Below are 17,581 nucleotides of genomic sequence, written 5' to 3'. Positions count from 1 at the left end.
GGTCATAAGGCGCGATCATGGCTGTTATTCGCTCATTTCTGTTCAATATTCTGGCGTTCGCTCTCACGGTGGCCATGGGCATAGGGGCCTTTCCCATCCGCTGGTTTGCCCGCGGGCAGGCCTTGGCGTACGCCAAGCTCTGGTCACAGTTAATGATCCGGCTTTTCAGCACGGTCTGCGGTGTGCAGGTACAGATTAGCGGGCAGGAGAGGCTTGCCAAACTTAACGGACCATTCCTCATAGCCTCCCAGCATCAGTCTGCGTTTGATACCCTGATCTGGATGCTGCTGGTGCCGCGCCCATCCTACGTCATGAAAGGCGAGTTGCGGCGTATTCCTCTTCTGGGGCCAATGCTTATTCTGGCAGGCATGATGCCCATTGAAAGAGCCGATGGTGCAAAGGCCCTTCGTGCTCTGTTGCAGGAGACGGAAAAGGCAGCACAGGCCGGCAAACAGATCATTATTTTCCCAGAAGGCACGCGCACAGCGCCCGGGGAGCATGTGCCCCTTAAACCGGGTATTGCTGCCATGGCGGCCCATACCAGTTTGCCCGTAGTACCGGTTGCCACCAACTCCGGCCGTTTCTGGGGGCGGAATGCTTTTTTCAAAAGGTCAGGCGTGCTGCATGTGGTTATTGGGGAGCCGCTGGCACCCGCAGGCCGCAAAGTGATGCTTCCTCAAATTGAAGCAGCATGGCGCACCTTGGAAAAGCAGATAAGCTGATCAGCGTGTTACGCAATAAGGGGCCTACGTATTCTGCATGGGGTGTGGATAAGTGTGTGGATCTCGTGCCCCTTTATTTGTGCCGTTACCGTGCTGAATGCTGTGTTTTGTAACAATTACATAAAAATGACATAAACCAGATTAGTTCTGGAATTGAGTGTGCTTCTATCTTTCTTGGAAAAACTATTTAAAAATAAATAGTTGTGAGGATTTCCCCTGCTTTGGGTTTGATGGTGCATCTATAATAAATATTTTCTTAAAGATGTTCGGCCTTAACATTCGGCTTTGGCGTATATGTGTGGATAAAACGACCATTCTTGAAACGGGATGCATAGGAAACATGCTTTTGGGAAGACGAACAAACCCGTGATGACGCCACGGCGCTTATGGTACGCAGTAACGGGTGCCCTCCTGCTTTATGCTGCGTGGTGGGGGAGTGCAGCCATGTATGCCCCCCATATTTCCGCGTCATTACAAGCGCGTTCTGGATGCACCGTTACGTCTGTCAGCCAACAAAGGCACTATACGCTTTGGGCTGTGCGCCAAATTTACACAGGCGTGGTTTTAACGTGCTCCACAGGAACACTGGCAGCATCCCAAATTTCTTTGGCGCAAGGGGAGGTGGACCTTGCGGTATGGCATCCGCTCTCCCTACGTCTTCACGTAGTGGGTGGGCTTGCATTGGGTGCCCGGAACAGGACTGTGCTGCACGCAGAGGGTGCGCTGTTTACGGTTTCACTCCCCCTATGGCCGCAGGGTGTTGGACAGAAGATGGGCTTCAGCGCTGATTTTCTCAGAGTTTCCGGGAAGGAAGGGCCTTTGGCCTCTTACAGTCTGGTCCTGACGCACCTTGCCGGTACTCTGCAATGGAATACTCAGGCAGATGCTCAGGCTAGTCTTCTTGGGCTAGCCATGACGGCAGATCAGGCGGCGCTCATACCGTGGTCGCAAAATCTATCAGATGTGAGGGTAGTGGTTTCTATTCCGGGTACAGCAGTTGACCGGAGCATTCTGTGGACGCACCTGCTCAGCAATGCAGGCTTGGACGATACTGGTAGCTCAAAGCAGGCAGAGGCGTCACTCGGTGCTCAGAGGGCGCCAGATGTTCTGGTACAGAGCCTCACAGGGCAGTGGCGCGGCTTGCATCTGGCGTGGTCGGCACGGTTGACGTTTGTCCCTGCATACGGGCTGGAGGGGGAAAGCTGGCTGACAGTTGCGCATTGGCAGGATTTTCTCCAGCAGCTTGAGCAGGACAAGACGCTGCCGCCAGAGAAAATCCAGTATGTGGAAGAGATAAAGCAGAAACTCTTTTCATCCCTCATGACCGACCAGCCTCTTACCCTGCCTGTGCCGGTCAGGGGCTGGTAGGGCGTTTAGACTTCTGTTGCGTCAAGTCTGGCAACGCTATCGGGCGTGATATCGGCAATAGTGCTTGCTCCCATCAGCGTCATGGCAACCCGAAGTTCTTTCTCCATCAGGGATAAAACATTCTCCACACCCTTTTGGCCGTCAGCGGCCAAAGCATAGACAAACGCCCGGCCCAGCAGCACGGCATCAGCACCTAAAGCAATCATGCGGGCAATATCCAGACCAGACCGAATACCGGAGTCTGCCAGAATCTTCAGCTTGCCTCTAACCGCTTTGGTGATGGGGGGGAGTGCGCGACAACTAGACAGTACACCATCCAGTTGTCGGCCACCGTGGTTGGAGACAACAATCCCATCCGCACCAAAGGTCACGGCATCCTGAGCGTCCTGTGGGTCCAGAATACCTTTTATGATCATGGGGCCGTTCCAGAACTCTCTGATCCATTCAAGGTCTTTCCAGCCAATGGATGGATCAAAATTGCCAGCCAACCAGCCGATGTAATCTTCCAGCTTGGTGGGGCTGCCCCGATAGACGGAAATATTGCCAAGGTCATGCGGGCGGCCCAGCAGGCCGACATCCCATGCCCATTGAGGGTGTGTTACAGCCTGCGCATAGCGCCGGAGGGACGCATAAGGGCCAGACATGCCAGAATGAGCATCCCGGTATCTGGCACCCGGTGTGGGCATATCCACAGTAAAGACCAGCGTTGTAATGCCCGCTGCTTTAGCACGCTCCAGAACGTTTTTCATGAACCCACGGTCTTTGAGCACATAAAGCTGAAACCAGATGGGGGCGGAAGATCGTTTCTGCACTTCCTCAATAGGGCAGACTGATACCGTGGAGAGTGTAAAGGGTATGCCGGTTTTTGCGGCGGCGCGTGCGGCCTGAACTTCACCACGCCGCGCATACATCCCGGTTAAACCAACGGGCGCCAGTGCGGCAGGAAAAGCGAACTTGCGGCCAAACAGTTCTGTATCCGTGCGAAGGTTGGAGACATTGCGCAAAATGAGCTGCCGCAACGCTAGATCAGCCAGATCAGACACATTGCGCTGCATGGTCCGTTCCGCGTACGCCCCGCCATCAATATAGTGAAACAGAAAGGGCGGTAGCTTTCGGCGTGCGGCTTTCCGGTAATCGGTTGGGGCAGAAATAATCATGGCGGTCTCCTGACGTAAGGCTGTGTTCTCCCACTTTATGGCACGTTATAACAACAATGCCACCACAAATAATAACGACTCTCATTTGCAAAAAAAAGATGACTATTCAGGGGTGGCAGGCCGGGGGCTCAAGAAAAAAAGACTTGGCGGTATATCCCCCCTGGGGGTATATTTGGGGATGTGACCGAGGAGTTGCTCATTCGGAACTGTAGGATGTGATGCCAAAGCGTTCGGCCAGAAAATGGATAGGTCTGATAGCCTGCATGTTTATGCAGGTTGGGCTGTTTATGGCCATCGTACCAGCACACGCCCAGCACGGCCCTGTATCTGGTCTTTCTCACGTTCATGAGGCGGCGCACCATGTGGTTTGCGGAGCATTTCATGGTGTAAAGGGTCATCCAGCACACCAGCACTCCTCACAGAGGGACACTGGGCCACAAGGTGATGCCTGCTGCCATAGTCATCAACTGTTGTCAGACAGCGCAGTCCAGCCGATGGCGCAGCAGCATGTGCCTTCGTTAGGCAGCGGGGCACGCCTGTTTTTTTCCGTGTCGGCTGTTGGCCTTCGGGGGGCAGCCCGCTCGCCGTTGCTCAGGCCGCCCAGACTCCAAACTGTCTAAGCGCATAATTTTGTGAGGGTGATGCCCCTATAAGGCGCACCCCGTAACGCTCAGCACGTTTGGATTTTTACATGACCAGTTCGTCTCCTGTCCGAGGCGGCCTCACACGTCGGCATTTTGTGGCGTGTGCAGGTGCTTTGGGCGCCTGGGCGTCCCATACGCGTCCGGGGTATGCGGCTGCACCGGCTTCAGGTGTTGTGCCTCAGTCTTCTTCCGCTGTGTGGAACCTGACTGTTGGCCGCAAACGTACCGAAATTGACTCCAAAGTTCTGCATGCCCCGTGCGTGGAGGGCTCTGTGCCTGGCCCCATTTTGCGGTGGCGGCAAGGTGATCTGGTAGAAATAACGGTTGCCAATAAGTTGAAGGATGAAGCCACCTCCATCCACTGGCACGGCATTCGGCTCCCGTCTGATATGGACGGTGTGCCGGGGTTAAGCTTCTCGGGTATTCCACCGGGGGGGCAGTTTACGTATCGTTTCCGGCTGCATCAAAGCGGGACTTACTGGTACCACAGCCATTCAGGTATGCAGGAAGCCCAAGGGTTTTACGGCGCCATTGTGGTTGACCCAATCAGGCCGGATCCCAATGCCTGCGCGCGGGACTATGTTATTCTGCTGTCTGAATGGACAGATGTGTCCCCCATGGACATGATCAGTAACCTGAAAATGCAATCAGATTACTATGTATTCAAACAGAGGACGGCTGCCTCTTTCCCTAAAGAGGCCAGACAGGCGGGGAGTGCGCTTAAAGCCCTGAAAGATCGGCTGGCCTGGTCCCGTATGCGGATGGCCGCGACCGATATTTCAGATGTCACAGGGATTATTTATACCTACCTTCTTAACGGTAATTCTCCGGGCATGAACTGGAGCGGCTTGTTTACCCCCGGTGAAAAAGTACGTCTGCGGTTTATCAATGCGTCGTCCATGACGTTGTTTGACGTGCGTATTCCCGGCCTTGAAATGCTGGTGGTGCAGGCGGATGGTAATGATGTGGAGCCTGTGCCGATTGATGAATTTCGGATAGGCGTGGCCGAAACATATGATGTGATCGTGCAGCCCAAAGAGGACAAAGCCTACACCATTTTTGCACAAAGTGAGGACAGAACCGGGTTTGCGCGGGGTACATTGACCTCGCGGGCAGGGCTGTCCGCGCCTGTCCCGCCCATGGACCCCCGACCCGTGCGAACTATGGTGGATATGGGGATGGGCGATATGAAGCCGGGTGAATCTATGGACCACATGGCCATGCCTCACGACCATGCCATGATGGCAGGTTCAGGGCATGATATGGCGGGAATGGCCGGTATGGCCGGGCACAGTATGGCGCATATGCATGGCAGCATGGGCAAGCCCGCGTTAGAGGTTGATGACCCTGGGCCACCACCCCTGAATGTTGAAAATCAGAATATCGCCGTCATGCCAATTGATCGGTTGGGCAGCCCTGGCGATGGTCTGGAAAATAATGGCCGACGTGTACTGACTTACAAGCACCTTCGCGCCACCAGAAAGGGAGCCGACCCCCGCCCGCCGTCACGTGAGATTATTATGCATCTTACCGGCAATATGGAGCGCTATATCTGGGGTTTTAACGGGCGTAAATATTCAGAGTCCGGACCGATACGCCTTAAAAAGGGAGAACGGGTCCGCTTTACCCTTATTAACGATACAATGATGGAGCACCCCATTCATCTGCACGGATTATGGAGCGAGCTTGAAAACGGGCAGGGTGATTATCGCCCCTACAAGCACACTATCATTTCGCAGCCGGGATCCCGCCTGAGCTATCTGGTTACGGCAGATGTGCCGGGAAACTGGGCCTATCATTGTCATCTCATGCTCCACATGGATCTGGGCATGTTTCGTACGGTGGTTGTGGAATGAAGGCGTTTTTTGCAGCACTTGGTGTTTCAGGGTGCGTGCTGGCGGTGCCAGCGCAAGCCCAGTCTCAGTCAGCTTCTTCCATATATCATGCAGCGGATGCGCCAACGGGCAAACCTGCGGTCATTATGGGCTCCATGCAGCCGGTTATGGATCAAGGTAAGTATTTTCATGGCATTCTGAATGCGCTGGAAGGGCGGTATAACAGCACAGGCACAGACCTGCGGTGGGATGGTGAAGGCTGGTACGGCACAGACTACAACAAGTTGTGGCTTAAAAGTGAAGGCACGCTGGAACGCGGCCGCTTAACGGATGGTCAGCATGAAGCACTTTATAGCCGTGCCGTTTCCACCTATTTTGACGTGCAGGCGGGCGCGCGGGTTGACCTAGATGATGGCCCAACACGGACGTGGGGCGCATTGGGCATACAGGGCTTGGCGCTCTATCAGTTTGAGGTGCAGGCTACAGCGTATGTCAGTGATCGCGGGCGCTTTGCCGCGCGGGCCGAAGGGTCTTACGATTTTTTGCTGACCAACCGGCTTATTCTTCAGCCGCAGGCCGAACTCAATTTTTATACCAAGTCTGATGCCGGACGACAGGTTGGGGCGGGTGTGTCTGAAATTGATACAGGTTTGCGGCTACGGTACGAGTTGTGGCGCAAATTTGCCCCCTATGTAGCCGTGACATATGCCGGGTACCTTGCTCAGGCACGTCATATTGCGCACGCTCAAGGGGAAGATACGGGGTCTGTCCGCTTTACACTTGGGGTGAGAAGCTGGTTCTGATTATGGCAAATAGGAAAAAAGAAATGAAAATGCGTTATTCTGTTTTGGCTTTTACGCTTCTTCTGGCCACATCTCCTGTCTACGCGGCGCAGGGGCAACAGCAGGCGACCACAACAGACCCAATGGCTGGGTTAAGCATGGACCAGCAAATGGCACTGTGTGAAACCCTGAAGCAGGCAGAACAACAGAACAAAAAACTGGATGCCAAAGCCAAAAGCCAGTTGGCAGTGTGCCACAAGATGGATGCCGCCATGCAGCAGGACACAACACAGGCCCCAGCAACCACCCTCGACCGCTAAGCGTATGCAGGAGGGGGAGAGCGTTACCGGATCATTTTACGGATAACGGCCAGGAGTTCGTCAATGGCGGCTTCTCCTCCGTCCTGCTTCACAGCATCCCGCACGCAGCCATTCGCGTGAGTGGACAGGATGTGAATTGCAACGCCATCCAACGCTGATTTTACGGCAGAAATTTGCGTTAAAATATCAACGCAGTAGCGGTCTTCTTCCACCATGTTCAGCACGCCACCCAACTGCCCTTCTATGCGGCGCAGGCGGTTGATGAGCGCTTTTTTCTGAGGTTGCTGGACACGCTTAGTATTGGTGTCAGGCTCACAGCCGCAACTCTGGCACGCCTGTGTCTCGTTTTCCGGCATCACATCCAGATCCATCGTTGCACCCCTTTTATATGGTTTTTCCAGTTTAGCAGGCTGCCTTGGCTCCTGCCATAAACAGTTTGCGGGCACTCATGATGCGAGAGGTATTTTAGGCTTGCATATACCCCTTGGGGGTATAATAATCTGAGGCATGGTGTGTATGAAGGAGTCATAGCTGTGGCCGAGCCTGTCAGTTTTCCCATTCACGGTATGACCTGTGCCTCCTGCGCTGCGCGTGTTGAAAAAGTGTTGAACAGGCTGGATGGTGTCAGTGCTGTTGTTAATTTTGCGACAGAGCGGGCTCAGGTCACGCTGCAAGACCCTTCCATACCATTCAATACTGTTCTGGATGCGGTAAGGCAGGCTGGTTTTTCAGTTGAGCAAAGCAGCCTTGATCTTTCAGTTTCTGGTATGAGCTGTGCGTCCTGTGCCGCACGTATTGAGCGTGTGCTGAACAGGCAGCCCGGTGTGCAGGCCGCTGTTAATTTTGCGACAGAGCAGGCACATATAGACTATGTTGCAGGCCTGACAGACCCAGCCAACTTACAGTCCAGCATAGAAAAACTGGGGTTTGGCGTTGCTCCGCTCAAGCCCGATACGGCACAGACGGCGCAGGATCAGAAAGCCAAAGCATGGCGGCATGACTGTTACCAATTTTTGCTGACAGCACTGCTCTCTCTACCGTTTTTCTTTGACATGATCTCAATGTTTTTTGGCCATATGCATGGCCTTCCGGGCTGGGTGCAAATGCTGCTGGCATCGGTCGTGCAGTTCTATTGCGCCCGCAATTTTTACAGAAACGCCTGGAAATCCGTCCGCAGTGGTTCTGCCAACATGGATGTTCTTGTGGTTCTTGGCACTACCATTACGTATTTATTTAGTGCCTGCGTTGTTATCTTTAGTCTTCCTCAGCCTCTCTATTTTGAGGCCAGTGTCTCCATCATCACTCTTATTTCCCTCGGGAAGCTGATGGAGGCCTATGCAAAAAATAAAACATCCAGTGGTTTGCAAAGTCTTTTAACGCTTCAGCCGCGCATGGCCCATATTGAGCGGCAGGGGGCGGTAATAGACCAACCGGTGGGCACCGTGCGGCAGAACGATATTTTCGTGGTCAGGCCGGGTGAAACGGTACCAGTCGATGGGGTGGTTCTGGAGGGTGCGTCTGATGTGAACGAGGCCATGCTGACCGGTGAAAGCCTGCCGGTGCTCAAAAAAACAGGGGCGCAGGTTTTTGGTGGCACTCTAAACGCAAACGGGCTTTTACGTGTGCAGGCCACTGGCGTGGGGGCAGATACGGTTTTGGCGCATATTGTCAAAATGGTTGAGCAGGCACAGGGCTCTAAAGCGCAGGTACAACGGCTTGCGGATAAAGTGGCGGGTGTTTTTGTGCCTGTTGTTCTGGTTTTGGCAGGACTTACGTTTGGTATCGGATGGGCCGTGACCGGGCAGGCGCTCTGGAGCCTTGTTAATGCTGTTTCGGTTCTGGTTATAGCCTGCCCCTGCTCATTGGGGCTGGCAACGCCCACCGCTATTATGGTGGGCACTGGCAGAGGGGCAAATGCGGGTATTTTGTTCAGAAATGCAGATGCTCTCGAACAGGCCGAAACAGTAAAAACTCTCATAGTTGATAAAACCGGCACCCTGACAGAAGGCATGCCAACAGTTGGTGATGTGCTTCCTGCATCAGGCATAAGTCAAGACAGGCTCTTGCATGTTGCCTACAGCCTTGAAAAAGACTCTGAGCACCCGCTAGCCCGTGCCATTGTTAAGTGTGCACAGAGCAGGCAGGCGGATGCTGCGGCATTAAGCGAATTTCTGGCGGTTCCAGGTAAAGGGGTGCAGGCGAGTATTGCGGGGGAGAGCGCATGGCTTGGCTCTCCCCAGTTTATTCAGTCAGCAGGGTTTGTGCTGGATGAGCAGACCATTACGGATCATGAAAACGCTGGCAAAACAGTGATTGCCGTGGCCAGCTCTCACACAGTACTTGGTTATATTGCATTGTCTGACCGCTTGCGGGGGGATAGCGCACCAGCGGTAAGCGCATTGCAAAAAAGCGGTATAAACGTGGTAATGCTAACTGGCGACAATGCGCGTGCCGCCGCCAGAGTAGCAGAGCAGGTTGGTATAACAGACTTTAAGGCGGGTGTTCTGCCAGCCGGCAAAGCAAGTGCTGTGGAAGCGCTTCGCGCTAAAGGCCAAAAGGTTGGCATGGTGGGAGACGGCATTAACGATGCCCCGGCTCTGGCCGCAGCAGATGTTGGGTTTGCGATTGGTGCAGGCTCTGCCATTGCATTGGAGACAGCGGATATTGTGCTGATGAACAATGACCTGAGCAGCGTTCTGAATGCTATTTCCCTCTCCCGCGCAACATTAAGCAAGATACGCCAGAATTTGTTTTTTGCGTTTGTTTACAATGCTCTTGGGTTGCCATTGGCGGCCTTTGGGCTGCTTAACCCTGTTGTTGCCGGTGCAGCAATGGCGTTAAGCTCGGTCTCGGTTGTTAGTAACTCGCTTCTGCTCAAACGCTGGATGCCGCAAACTTACAAAAATAAGTAATCAGCGCAGCATATTTTTAATGTGTTGCAGTATATCGGCACCGGCCTGATCAAAAGCCTGTTCGCTAAACTTATGAGAAACAAAGTCTCGGGCAGCGGTGCCATACTGGGCTACCAGTTTTGGCGTGGAAAAAATACTTTCCAGGGTGGTTATGAGAGCCTGTTCGGTGTTCCCGTGCAGGACAAACCCAGTTTGATCAGCTTTGACACTAAACGCCAGTTCTCCCGCGGGTGTTGCAATAACGGGTAGCCCCATCGCCATGGCTTCATGGGCTGCAAGGCACATACCTTCAAATAATGACGGCTGTAAGTATACATCCAGAGACTGAAGATAGCTTTTCGGGTCTTCATTATACCCTAAAAGCTGCACCACATTCTGCAAATCGTATTGGTTAATTCTGCTTTGCAACTCTTCCCTCAAGGGGCCTTCTCCTGCAATGGAGAGGGTGAGGCGGGTGGCATATTGGGGGTTTTTCTGCAGGAACCCATGCAGGGCATCAATGAGAACTGTGTAGTTTTTCTGCTCCCTCAGTCGGCCCATGGACCCTAGCCGTAAAGGCCGTGAGTCATCCCAGTACGATGTAATAAAGGAGGATGTGTCGCTACAATAAAGTGGCCATGTCATGACACGTTGCGCCGGGATATGCATTGTCTGGCGCAGGAATGTGGCCACCATGGCAGAGTCTGCTACCCAAAGCCGTGTCAGGTTGCGGCAAAGCTGGGTATAAAGGCGCGCTTCAGCATTGTTCTTCCAGCTGACAACGGGAATACCCAGAATTTTCCCGGCTAACTGCCCCACAAGCGTTGCAACACTGAGGGAGGTCCAGATGATATCTGGCCGATCCGCGCGTAAGGCTTTTACCAAACCAGCCACGTAAGTCAGCTTATTGCGCTTGCGGTTGAAGAGCACGGAGTAAGGGATACCAGCCGCGTCCAGTTTCTCGGCAGCCTTCATGTCGCGCGGTTCACAGGCAATAACGCTGACGTCACAGTCATGGCGGCGCAAGCATGCCAGCACCGGCGGAATGGTTAATTGCGCGCCACCATTTTCTAGGCTTGTGACAATGTAGGAAATTTTCATGCGGGTTTATCCAGTGGTCAACTCTGGTTCAGGCCGGAATGTGTGGTTCTGATGGTGGTGGCTCTGGGCGCTCAGAGGCGTACACGGCCGCAAACACGGTTGCAGCCCGAATAGAGCACCACAGGAACATGACAGCCGAGGCAATAACCGAGGCAAGGGCTGCGCCCCAGATGCCCATAAAATGGGTCAGAACAAGCAGGACAGGCATATAGAGAATAATGGTGACAATCTTGGCGCGGAGTACGGAATAGACCTTGCCCATGACTGTCAGCAGCGGTTCCAATGGCACTACTGCAACGTCAATCAGGGCGCTCACAGCCAGAATACTGATAAGGGCGCCACCATTGGGCGAATGATGGTGTAGCATATAGTCCAGTATGGAACTGCCGAAACTGAGCGAGACACCAAGAACAACAACGCTGAGCAGGGCGATTGTGCCCATAATGCGTAACATGGTCTGGCGGAAACCCTGCCAGTCCCGCTCGTTCCGGAAGCGTATGAACTCAGGGTAAATGGCGGGGATCAGCATGGTGGCAGGTTTTGCTATGGCGTTGGTAATCTGGGTGGCAACCCGGAAAATAGCAGCCTCTGCCGCACCCATCCACGCACCGATCAGCAGTGTGGAAATCTGTTTGAAAAAAGATTCCAGAATCTCGCTAAAGCTGGTGCCGAGTGTCAGCTTCCATATGCCCCGTATTTTCACGGTTGGCATAAACAACTCCCGCAACGGGAATGAAGTGCTGATATTTTTGCGGACCAGATACATGCCAAAGGTATTATACAGCACGAACAGAACCAGCTGCGTAATACCCCATACCGCCAGAAAATAGGGTAGGCCTTTCCCCAGTTCAAACCCGATAAAACTGCCGATGGTACGGGTCAGGGTGCCAGCCAGTTCAATTGTTGTGGCAACCTTGAACTTGCTCATCATACGCATGACGCCAACAGGCCAGCCACGGTTCATGACGAGTATGGTTAGTGCTGTCAGCTCTGCCATGGAGCGGAGTGTATCTGGCCACCCCATAGTGCGGCTGAACAGCATAACCCCGCCAATACCAACAATCATGCCTGTCAGACCGCTTATAAAGTCCGACCGCATGCAGAAGCCAAGGATCTGATGGAATTCCCGGTGGTTTTTCTCTTTGTAAGACGAGGTGCCAAAGTGCAACAGCGGCTGCCAGGAGTGCAGGTGTGTAATGTCTGAAACAAGCATGAGATAGCTGGTAATCAGCAGCAGTTGCCCAAAGCCGGTTAGGCCGATTGTCTGCACGGTCCAGGGAATATAGATAAAACTGCATACGGCATTCAGCACGCGCCCGAGCACGATAATGCTGGTGTTGCTGATAATGCGTGAAAACGCTGTTTTGCCTTTTTCTTGACTCACAAGCAGGGGGTTCCGGTCAGACGAGAGGGCGGAGGGCACGCGTTGGGGTGAGGGGGCAGCACATCCCTTGATCGCCAATCCCCTCGTGCGCGTGGCCTATAGCGCACCAGGCAGCCTTCATCAAATCAGCCCAACGCACGCAACGGATTGGTCAGGGAATTGCTAAATTTTTTCCCGGTTGGTCAGAGTTATGGTAGGCAGAGCCCCAGTGTAGATGCCTATGAGAGGAACACCCTGCTGGTGCCAGAGTCTAACGTGCCGCCTTTGGCGCAACAACCTCAGTCCGCCCCGCATTATACCGCGCTTTCTGGCCGCAAAACGCCGGTTATCGCGCTGGTGGGGTCAGATGGTAGCGGGAAGACAACAGTAGGGACTGCTCTTTTCGCGTGGATGTCCGCGCAGCAGCCCACCCGTTTCTGTCATTTGGGAAAGCAGACAGGCAGTTGGGGGCGGGCCATTGCGCGTATTCCGTTTGTAGGTCCCAAGGTGGATAAGCGCATTGTCCATAAGGCTTCGAACACACGGCGCGAGAAGGGGGCAGGGACCCTCACGGCGCTTGTTATTTTTGCGCTATCCATGCGGCGTTTGGTAAGGTTCCTGCGCATGCGACGTCTCCACCGGGAAGGCTATAGCATCCTGACAGACCGCTTTCCGCAGGCCTCCGTGCCAGGCCCTATGGATGGCCCCGGTCTTGTGGCCCGTAATCCGAAGAATGGTGTGGTGAAAGCCCTTACCTATGGGGAGCAGAAAATTTACGAATGGATGGCCAAATTCCGTCCAGATGTTGTTTTGCGTTTGAATGTGGACCTTGAGACGGCGCTGGCACGGAAACCGGATCATCGGCCTGAAGCCCTGCGCCAAAAGGTGTCAGATGTGCCACGTCTCACGTTTAATGGTGCCCCCGTTGTGGAGCTGGATGCGACGCAACCGCTGGAAACGGTCCTTGCTACCGCTCGCACCCATGTTTCTGCAGTGATGGCCGCTTATGGTAGGTCGTGCCACTAACAGCCAGAAGGTACGTCTTTTACGGCCTGGTTCAGGCCTCCTGCTCAGCGTGATGAGCGCAGTTCCACCAAAGTTTTTGTTACAGGTTGTTCCATGCCCGTTCGCACTCATTTTTCTCAGGATACACTCGATACGCTCTTTGATGCGATATTGGAGAATGATGTTGCGGACAGCAATGTAACGTTACCAGCGGTTATTCCTGCCAATTTTTCGGAAGATCAGGTCACGCAGTGTTTTAACCTGTGTCAGCAATTATGGCTGGAGGGGATTGCCCCGCAGCAACTTGTGCGGCTAGCCAACAGCATTTTATGGAAAAGAGACCTCTCCGAGCAGGAGAGAGTAGCATTCAAACATATCCGTGCGAAATATAAGCACATGGGGTTTGCGTTTATTCTCTATACTCCGGCCCATAAACGTCCTTTTTTATACGAAGCAACATCGACCATAATGGGAGAAGTGCAGGATGCCTTCCGTAATGGCCTGAAACGAAAAATCCTGCTTTTGGGCGGCGTAATGCGGCTTCTTGTCTCTGGCCCGTTCCAGAAAATCAGGCAGCGCCTGGTAGAGCAGGCAAGGTTGGACACCACACAGGCGTTTAACCGGATGCTGAAGGCAGAAATTGGTAAAATCCCGGCTTATTTGAATGAGCCAAGCATAACCTCAGCGCAATTTCATGCCTTGCGAAAAATCATCAGCCGACATGTGTCTTTTTTTGATACATTGCGGACCCTTTACCCAAGTGCGGACAATCATAAAATGTCGCGTTTTTTAAGTGCCATTAATGGACTTATGGGGCGCATGCATGATGACCTGATCTCTCAATCAGTATCAGGGCAGTTGAACTATCATAAAGATAAAATTGTTGTGCCGGAAATAATATCTCGGTTGCTGACGGATTTAGCGACAGCCTACCCCAAAGTATAAAATACCGTGAAAGCCGGTATTTTATTGCCACATCGTTTTATCGCGTTAAAGCAGCATCCGGATGGGGCAGGGGGGAGAGGGCTGCCTTGCGGGTATAGACAACAATAGAGCGGTGTTTGCGTGTCCACGTGTAAGTAGGCGTGTAGTCACGATTTAATGTGGCGTAAAGTGCATTGCGGACCACCATATTTTCTATCGGGGATGCTGGTTCTTGCGTCACGATATGGTCCGGCTTCTTGGCCAGTATGGACTGTATTTCTGACAGAGGGTTCATGCCGGTGGCATTGACCTCCGACTGAAAATAAAAATGGGAAGGAAATTGATGGGTGCTTAACTTGCAATAGGGCAGGGTGTCGTAAAGCAGTGTTGGCCCATCATAAATAAAAAAACAGCCTTTCCCTGTGCTGCCAATGGCCTGTTCCAGTTCTGAAAAAACGGTTTTATTACCTTTGCTTACTTGGTGTTTCCATAAAATGAGTTGTCCCTGAAGTGTGCCTACGGCAGCAACCATAAGCATGACGCCTCTGCCAATCCGGTTGCCCCATAAGGGAGCGGCCTGAACGGCGAGCGGCACAAAGACGGGAAGGGCATAATGATTGTACCACGGGCTGAAAACAGCCACTCCCGCCAGAGAAGTGCCAGTCCATGCATCCAGAAAGTGTATTTTATTTTTCTGCGTGTCTGAAAAAACAATTTTCAAACGAGTGCGCAAGAGCCAGCAGAAAAACAATGGTGCAATAATGATCAATATTTTTAAAATTAAGAACAATGTCTCTTTGTGAGGGAGAGCACCTCGATGGAAAATGGATGTGATATTGGCGTACCACCAGTCAGTCGCGTGGCCAATAGACCAGTAGAATAGAAACACGCTGAGTGTTGGTAATATGGCAGCACTGATCCAGAGCGCTGTATCTTGGGCAATGGTACGTAGGGGTGTTCTGCTTTTCCAGCTTGACCATAAAAGATACAACCCGACAAAACAGCCTTCAAAAATAGCAGTATATTTAATTTGTATTGCCAAACCAAAGAGCAGCATTGCTGCGCATCCGGTATTACGGCGCACAGTGCTGCTTTTTACCATGCGGGGCAGGTAAGTCAGCAGTAGTGCTATAGCTGAGGCGGTCAGGAAATTGTAGAAAATAGGGGACTGGCCCCCTTCTCCTCCTGCCAAATTGGGCCATATTTCGTAAAGAGCAGCGGCTGCAAAAGCTCCTTTGGCCGGAGCAATTGTTGCTGCCATACGGCGCACCAGTAATGCTGTGCCCCATAAACTTAAAAGGGCTCCAATCTGATACGCCCAAATTCGATAAGAGCCAAAAAGATGAAAAAAAGCGTAAAGCAGGAACAGGCCAAAAGGCTTGCGATCCCATACATCTACAAAGGGTAAATCCCCATCAAGAAGTCTGCCCCCTGCAAAAAGGTAGAATTGTTCATCTACCTCCACCATGGGGTTACCCAAGGTCTGCCACCGTAAGAGCAGTGCAAGGACTAACAGGAAAAGGTACGGTAAAATATGCTTCAAAAGCGACAGGACATTGTTTGACTGCGGCATTTTACCATACTTATAAAAAGTGGGTAAATTAACGAAGACGCCGTTTGATGCAGAACAAGGCTAAAAGTCCGGCTATGCTTCCACCCGTAACAAATGTGGCACGCTTGACAGCGGGCTTTTTGTACAAGCCTTCGGCGATCATGATAAGAAACTGTATCATGACCTGCGGACCGAGTTTGCTTTCACCATGCAAACGGTCACGGAAGACCATGGGCACTTCCTTCACTTTCACCGGTTTGGGGGCCGCAAGCAGCATTTCCATCAAAATCTTGAAGCCGCGCCCGGTCAGATTGGGGGCTACGGTCTCAAACCACTCGCGTCGCACCGCAAAAAAGCCGCTCATTGGGTCATTCACGGGAACGGATAAGCTTTTTGCCAGCCGTATTCCCTGCTCAGACAGGAAATGGCGCCATTTGTTAGAGAGTCCTGCACTGTCACCGCCTTCTACATGGCGGCTGGCAACGGCAACATCATACTGTTCATTCTGGATGGCATCCAGCATGGCAGGCAAGCAGGCTTCGTCATGTTGTAAGTCGCCGTCCATGACGGCCACTATGGGAGCGGAAGAAGCTAATATTCCTTCAATAACCGCAGAAGAAAGACCCTTGCGGCCAATCCGTAATAAACCTCTCACCCGTTCATCTTGCTGCGCAAGACGCCTGACCACGTTGATGGTCCCATCCGGGGAGTTGTCATCAACAAAAATGACCTCCCATGAGCGGTCTTTCAACGCAGCACTCACAGCTGTGACCAAGGGAGCGACATTGTCTGCTTCATTGTAGCAGGGAACAACAATACTAACCTCTGCACACACCATGATGTTCCTCGCTGTAATCTGAAAGCTCGATCAGTTGCTGGATAAAGTAGCTATAAATGGCCAAAAGCTCATGAATGCCCGAAGGCAAGATGGTGCCTTCTACCGACTAAGTGGGCATTCCGTCAAATAAGCTCGGGTCTCTTCAGGGAGGGTGCATGGATGGCGCAAATTGCATTTATGATGTATCTAAAAAGGGCAAAATAAGAAGCCTGCGAGAAAGTGCGGGCTGAATGTGTATGGTGGTTTTGACAGATGATGACAGGCTCTATGGCTCCGGCTGCGCATAAAAGAGGTGGCGCACCAATTATTGCATTCATAGGGTGTGATGGGTCTGGAAAATCCACTATTTCTGCGGAAATAGCCGATATTCTCAACACAAAACGCAAGACGGCATTGGTGTATCTGGGGCTGGGCTCAGGGGATATAGGCCGAAAAATTCAGAAATGGCCGATCATTGGCAAAGCTGTTGAGCGCGCTCTTTCAAGCAAGGCAAAAAAAACCCGCACGCCCGGAGAAAGCATACCCGGTGTCGTGACGGCCTCTGTCGTGTTCCTTTTTTCCTGCAAACGGTTTTTGGCGTTTAAAAAACTTCTTAAAGCTCATCAAAATAATATTCAAATTGTAACAGATCGTTACCCACAAGCTGAGCTGGCGGGCTGTTGTGATGGACCAGGTCTGTCAGCAGGCAAAACGCAGAACCCTCTTATTGCCTGGCTGGCGCGGGTGGAGAAGCGACTTTACACCCGCATGGCCAGTGTGCATCCTACAGTTGTTATTTTTCTGGATGTAGATCTGCCCACCGCAGTTGCCCGTAAGTCGGACCATAATCCAGATTTGCTTGCTACAAAAATTGAAAAAACCAGAACGCTGCGTTTTGATGGTGCGCCGATAGAAATTATTAATGCGTGTCAGAGCTACAATGACGTGAAAAAACAGGTTTTGAGTGTTATAGAGAAATACACAAAATAAAATTGTCGCACATCAAAATTAAGAATAATATTTTTGATGTGCATAAATTTCAAAATTCCTAAAAAAATAAAGTAAAAAAATAAAAAATAATTTCAAATATTTATAATTAT

Annotated in this window: 15 protein-coding genes and 1 pseudogene; 9 read left to right on the top strand and 7 right to left on the bottom strand. The window is 52.1% G+C overall.

Going from position 1 to position 17,581, the window contains the following annotated elements; genetic code table 11:
- Positions 1-17 precede the first annotated feature (17 nt).
- Complete coding sequence (locus Abci_RS06270; RefSeq protein WP_048838292.1) at positions 18-722, top strand: lysophospholipid acyltransferase family protein; 705 nt, start codon at positions 18-20, stop codon at positions 720-722.
- A 369-nt stretch (positions 723-1,091) separates the two neighbouring features.
- Positions 1,092-2,090: a DUF2125 domain-containing protein gene (locus tag Abci_RS06265; protein ID WP_048838291.1), complete on the top strand. Its 999-nt coding sequence runs from the start codon at positions 1,092-1,094 to the stop codon at positions 2,088-2,090.
- 5 nt (positions 2,091-2,095) lie between these two features.
- Here the strand turns inward: Abci_RS06265 and lldD are convergent, their stop codons facing one another.
- Positions 2,096-3,247, bottom strand: a complete 1,152-nt coding sequence (lldD, locus tag Abci_RS06260) for an FMN-dependent L-lactate dehydrogenase LldD (RefSeq protein WP_048838290.1) — start codon at positions 3,245-3,247, stop codon at positions 2,096-2,098.
- Between the two features lie 285 nt (positions 3,248-3,532).
- Positions 3,533-3,781: a hypothetical protein gene (locus tag Abci_RS06255; protein ID WP_048838289.1), complete on the bottom strand. Its 249-nt coding sequence runs from the start codon at positions 3,779-3,781 to the stop codon at positions 3,533-3,535.
- Positions 3,782-3,938: 157 nt separating this feature from the next.
- Between Abci_RS06255 and Abci_RS06250 the strand changes: the two genes are divergently transcribed.
- From Abci_RS06250 to Abci_RS06240, 3 genes are read left to right on the top strand one after another with little or no spacing between them, the layout of a single operon-like run.
- On the top strand, positions 3,939-5,747 hold the full coding sequence (locus Abci_RS06250) for a copper resistance system multicopper oxidase (RefSeq protein ID WP_048838288.1): 1,809 nt from the start codon (positions 3,939-3,941) through the stop codon (positions 5,745-5,747).
- A complete protein-coding gene (locus Abci_RS06245) occupies positions 5,744-6,529 on the top strand; it encodes a copper resistance protein B (protein ID WP_084597552.1) in 786 nt (261 codons plus the stop codon). Before Abci_RS06250 ends, Abci_RS06245 begins: the two co-directional genes overlap by 4 nt.
- A 29-nt stretch (positions 6,530-6,558) precedes the next feature.
- Positions 6,559-6,828: a hypothetical protein gene (locus Abci_RS06240; RefSeq protein WP_146806786.1), complete on the top strand. Its 270-nt coding sequence runs from the start codon at positions 6,559-6,561 to the stop codon at positions 6,826-6,828.
- 23 nt (positions 6,829-6,851) lie between these two features.
- Here the strand turns inward: Abci_RS06240 and Abci_RS06235 are convergent, their stop codons facing one another.
- Positions 6,852-7,184 (bottom strand): metal-sensitive transcriptional regulator, encoded by a 333-nt coding sequence (locus Abci_RS06235; RefSeq protein ID WP_048838341.1) that lies wholly within the window; start codon positions 7,182-7,184, stop codon positions 6,852-6,854.
- A 177-nt stretch (positions 7,185-7,361) separates the two neighbouring features.
- Between Abci_RS06235 and Abci_RS06230 the strand changes: the two genes are divergently transcribed.
- Positions 7,362-9,740 carry a heavy metal translocating P-type ATPase gene (locus Abci_RS06230; protein ID WP_048838286.1) on the top strand — a complete coding sequence of 793 codons (2,379 nt, stop codon included), beginning with the start codon at positions 7,362-7,364 and terminating at the stop codon, positions 9,738-9,740.
- On the opposite strand, the gene Abci_RS06225 is transcribed toward Abci_RS06230, so the two are convergent.
- On the bottom strand, positions 9,741-10,820 hold the full coding sequence (locus Abci_RS06225; protein ID WP_048838285.1) for a glycosyltransferase family 4 protein: 1,080 nt from the start codon (positions 10,818-10,820) through the stop codon (positions 9,741-9,743).
- A gap of 28 nt (positions 10,821-10,848) precedes the next feature.
- A complete protein-coding gene (locus tag Abci_RS06220) occupies positions 10,849-12,204 on the bottom strand; it encodes a lipopolysaccharide biosynthesis protein (protein ID WP_158319779.1) in 1,356 nt (451 codons plus the stop codon).
- 240 nt (positions 12,205-12,444) lie between these two features.
- Between Abci_RS06220 and Abci_RS06215 the strand changes: the two genes are divergently transcribed.
- Positions 12,445-13,209, top strand: a complete 765-nt coding sequence (locus tag Abci_RS06215) for a nucleoside/nucleotide kinase family protein (RefSeq protein WP_244877598.1) — start codon at positions 12,445-12,447, stop codon at positions 13,207-13,209.
- Between the two features lie 93 nt (positions 13,210-13,302).
- Positions 13,303-14,133 carry a hypothetical protein gene (locus Abci_RS06210; RefSeq protein ID WP_048838283.1) on the top strand — a complete coding sequence of 277 codons (831 nt, stop codon included), beginning with the start codon at positions 13,303-13,305 and terminating at the stop codon, positions 14,131-14,133.
- A gap of 37 nt (positions 14,134-14,170) precedes the next feature.
- Here Abci_RS06210 and Abci_RS06205 read toward each other — a convergent pair whose 3' ends face one another.
- A complete protein-coding gene (locus tag Abci_RS06205) occupies positions 14,171-15,580 on the bottom strand; it encodes a glycosyltransferase family 39 protein (RefSeq protein WP_158319778.1) in 1,410 nt (469 codons plus the stop codon).
- A 223-nt stretch (positions 15,581-15,803) separates the two neighbouring features.
- A pseudogene (locus Abci_RS06200) lies at positions 15,804-16,502 on the bottom strand (polyprenol monophosphomannose synthase); the annotation flags it as partial.
- Positions 16,503-16,754: 252 nt separating this feature from the next.
- On the opposite strand from Abci_RS06200, the gene Abci_RS06195 reads away from it, so the two are divergent.
- Positions 16,755-17,471 (top strand): dTMP kinase, encoded by a 717-nt coding sequence (locus tag Abci_RS06195; RefSeq protein WP_048838280.1) that lies wholly within the window; start codon positions 16,755-16,757, stop codon positions 17,469-17,471.
- The last annotated feature ends 110 nt before the right edge of the window (positions 17,472-17,581 follow it).

This window comes from Acetobacter cibinongensis, assembly GCF_000963925.1.
In the GTDB taxonomy this organism is placed as follows: Bacteria; Pseudomonadota; Alphaproteobacteria; order Acetobacterales; family Acetobacteraceae; genus Acetobacter; species Acetobacter cibinongensis.
The sequence above is the reverse complement of the archived record's forward strand: the minus strand, read 5'-3'. Positions and strand labels throughout refer to the sequence as shown.

What these genes read in the sequence shown, in the direction of transcription:
- Abci_RS06225 (WP_048838285.1), bottom strand. Translation starts at nt 10,820, where the DNA reads ATGAAAATTTCCTACATTGTCACAAGCCTAGAAAATGGTGGCGCGCAA.
- Abci_RS06235 (WP_048838341.1), bottom strand. Translation starts at nt 7,184, where the DNA reads ATGCCGGAAAACGAGACACAGGCGTGCCAGAGTTGCGGCTGTGAGCCT.
- Abci_RS06195 (WP_048838280.1), top strand. Translation starts at nt 16,755, where the DNA reads ATGATGACAGGCTCTATGGCTCCGGCTGCGCATAAAAGAGGTGGCGCA.
- Abci_RS06270 (WP_048838292.1), top strand. Translation starts at nt 18, where the DNA reads ATGGCTGTTATTCGCTCATTTCTGTTCAATATTCTGGCGTTCGCTCTC.
- Abci_RS06210 (WP_048838283.1), top strand. Translation starts at nt 13,303, where the DNA reads ATGCCCGTTCGCACTCATTTTTCTCAGGATACACTCGATACGCTCTTT.
- Abci_RS06250 (WP_048838288.1), top strand. Translation starts at nt 3,939, where the DNA reads ATGACCAGTTCGTCTCCTGTCCGAGGCGGCCTCACACGTCGGCATTTT.
- Abci_RS06205 (WP_158319778.1), bottom strand. Translation starts at nt 15,580, where the DNA reads ATGGTGGAGGTAGATGAACAATTCTACCTTTTTGCAGGGGGCAGACTT.
- Abci_RS06265 (WP_048838291.1), top strand. Translation starts at nt 1,092, where the DNA reads ATGACGCCACGGCGCTTATGGTACGCAGTAACGGGTGCCCTCCTGCTT.
- Abci_RS06245 (WP_084597552.1), top strand. Translation starts at nt 5,744, where the DNA reads ATGAAGGCGTTTTTTGCAGCACTTGGTGTTTCAGGGTGCGTGCTGGCG.
- lldD (WP_048838290.1), bottom strand. Translation starts at nt 3,247, where the DNA reads ATGATTATTTCTGCCCCAACCGATTACCGGAAAGCCGCACGCCGAAAG.
- Abci_RS06240 (WP_146806786.1), top strand. Translation starts at nt 6,559, where the DNA reads ATGCGTTATTCTGTTTTGGCTTTTACGCTTCTTCTGGCCACATCTCCT.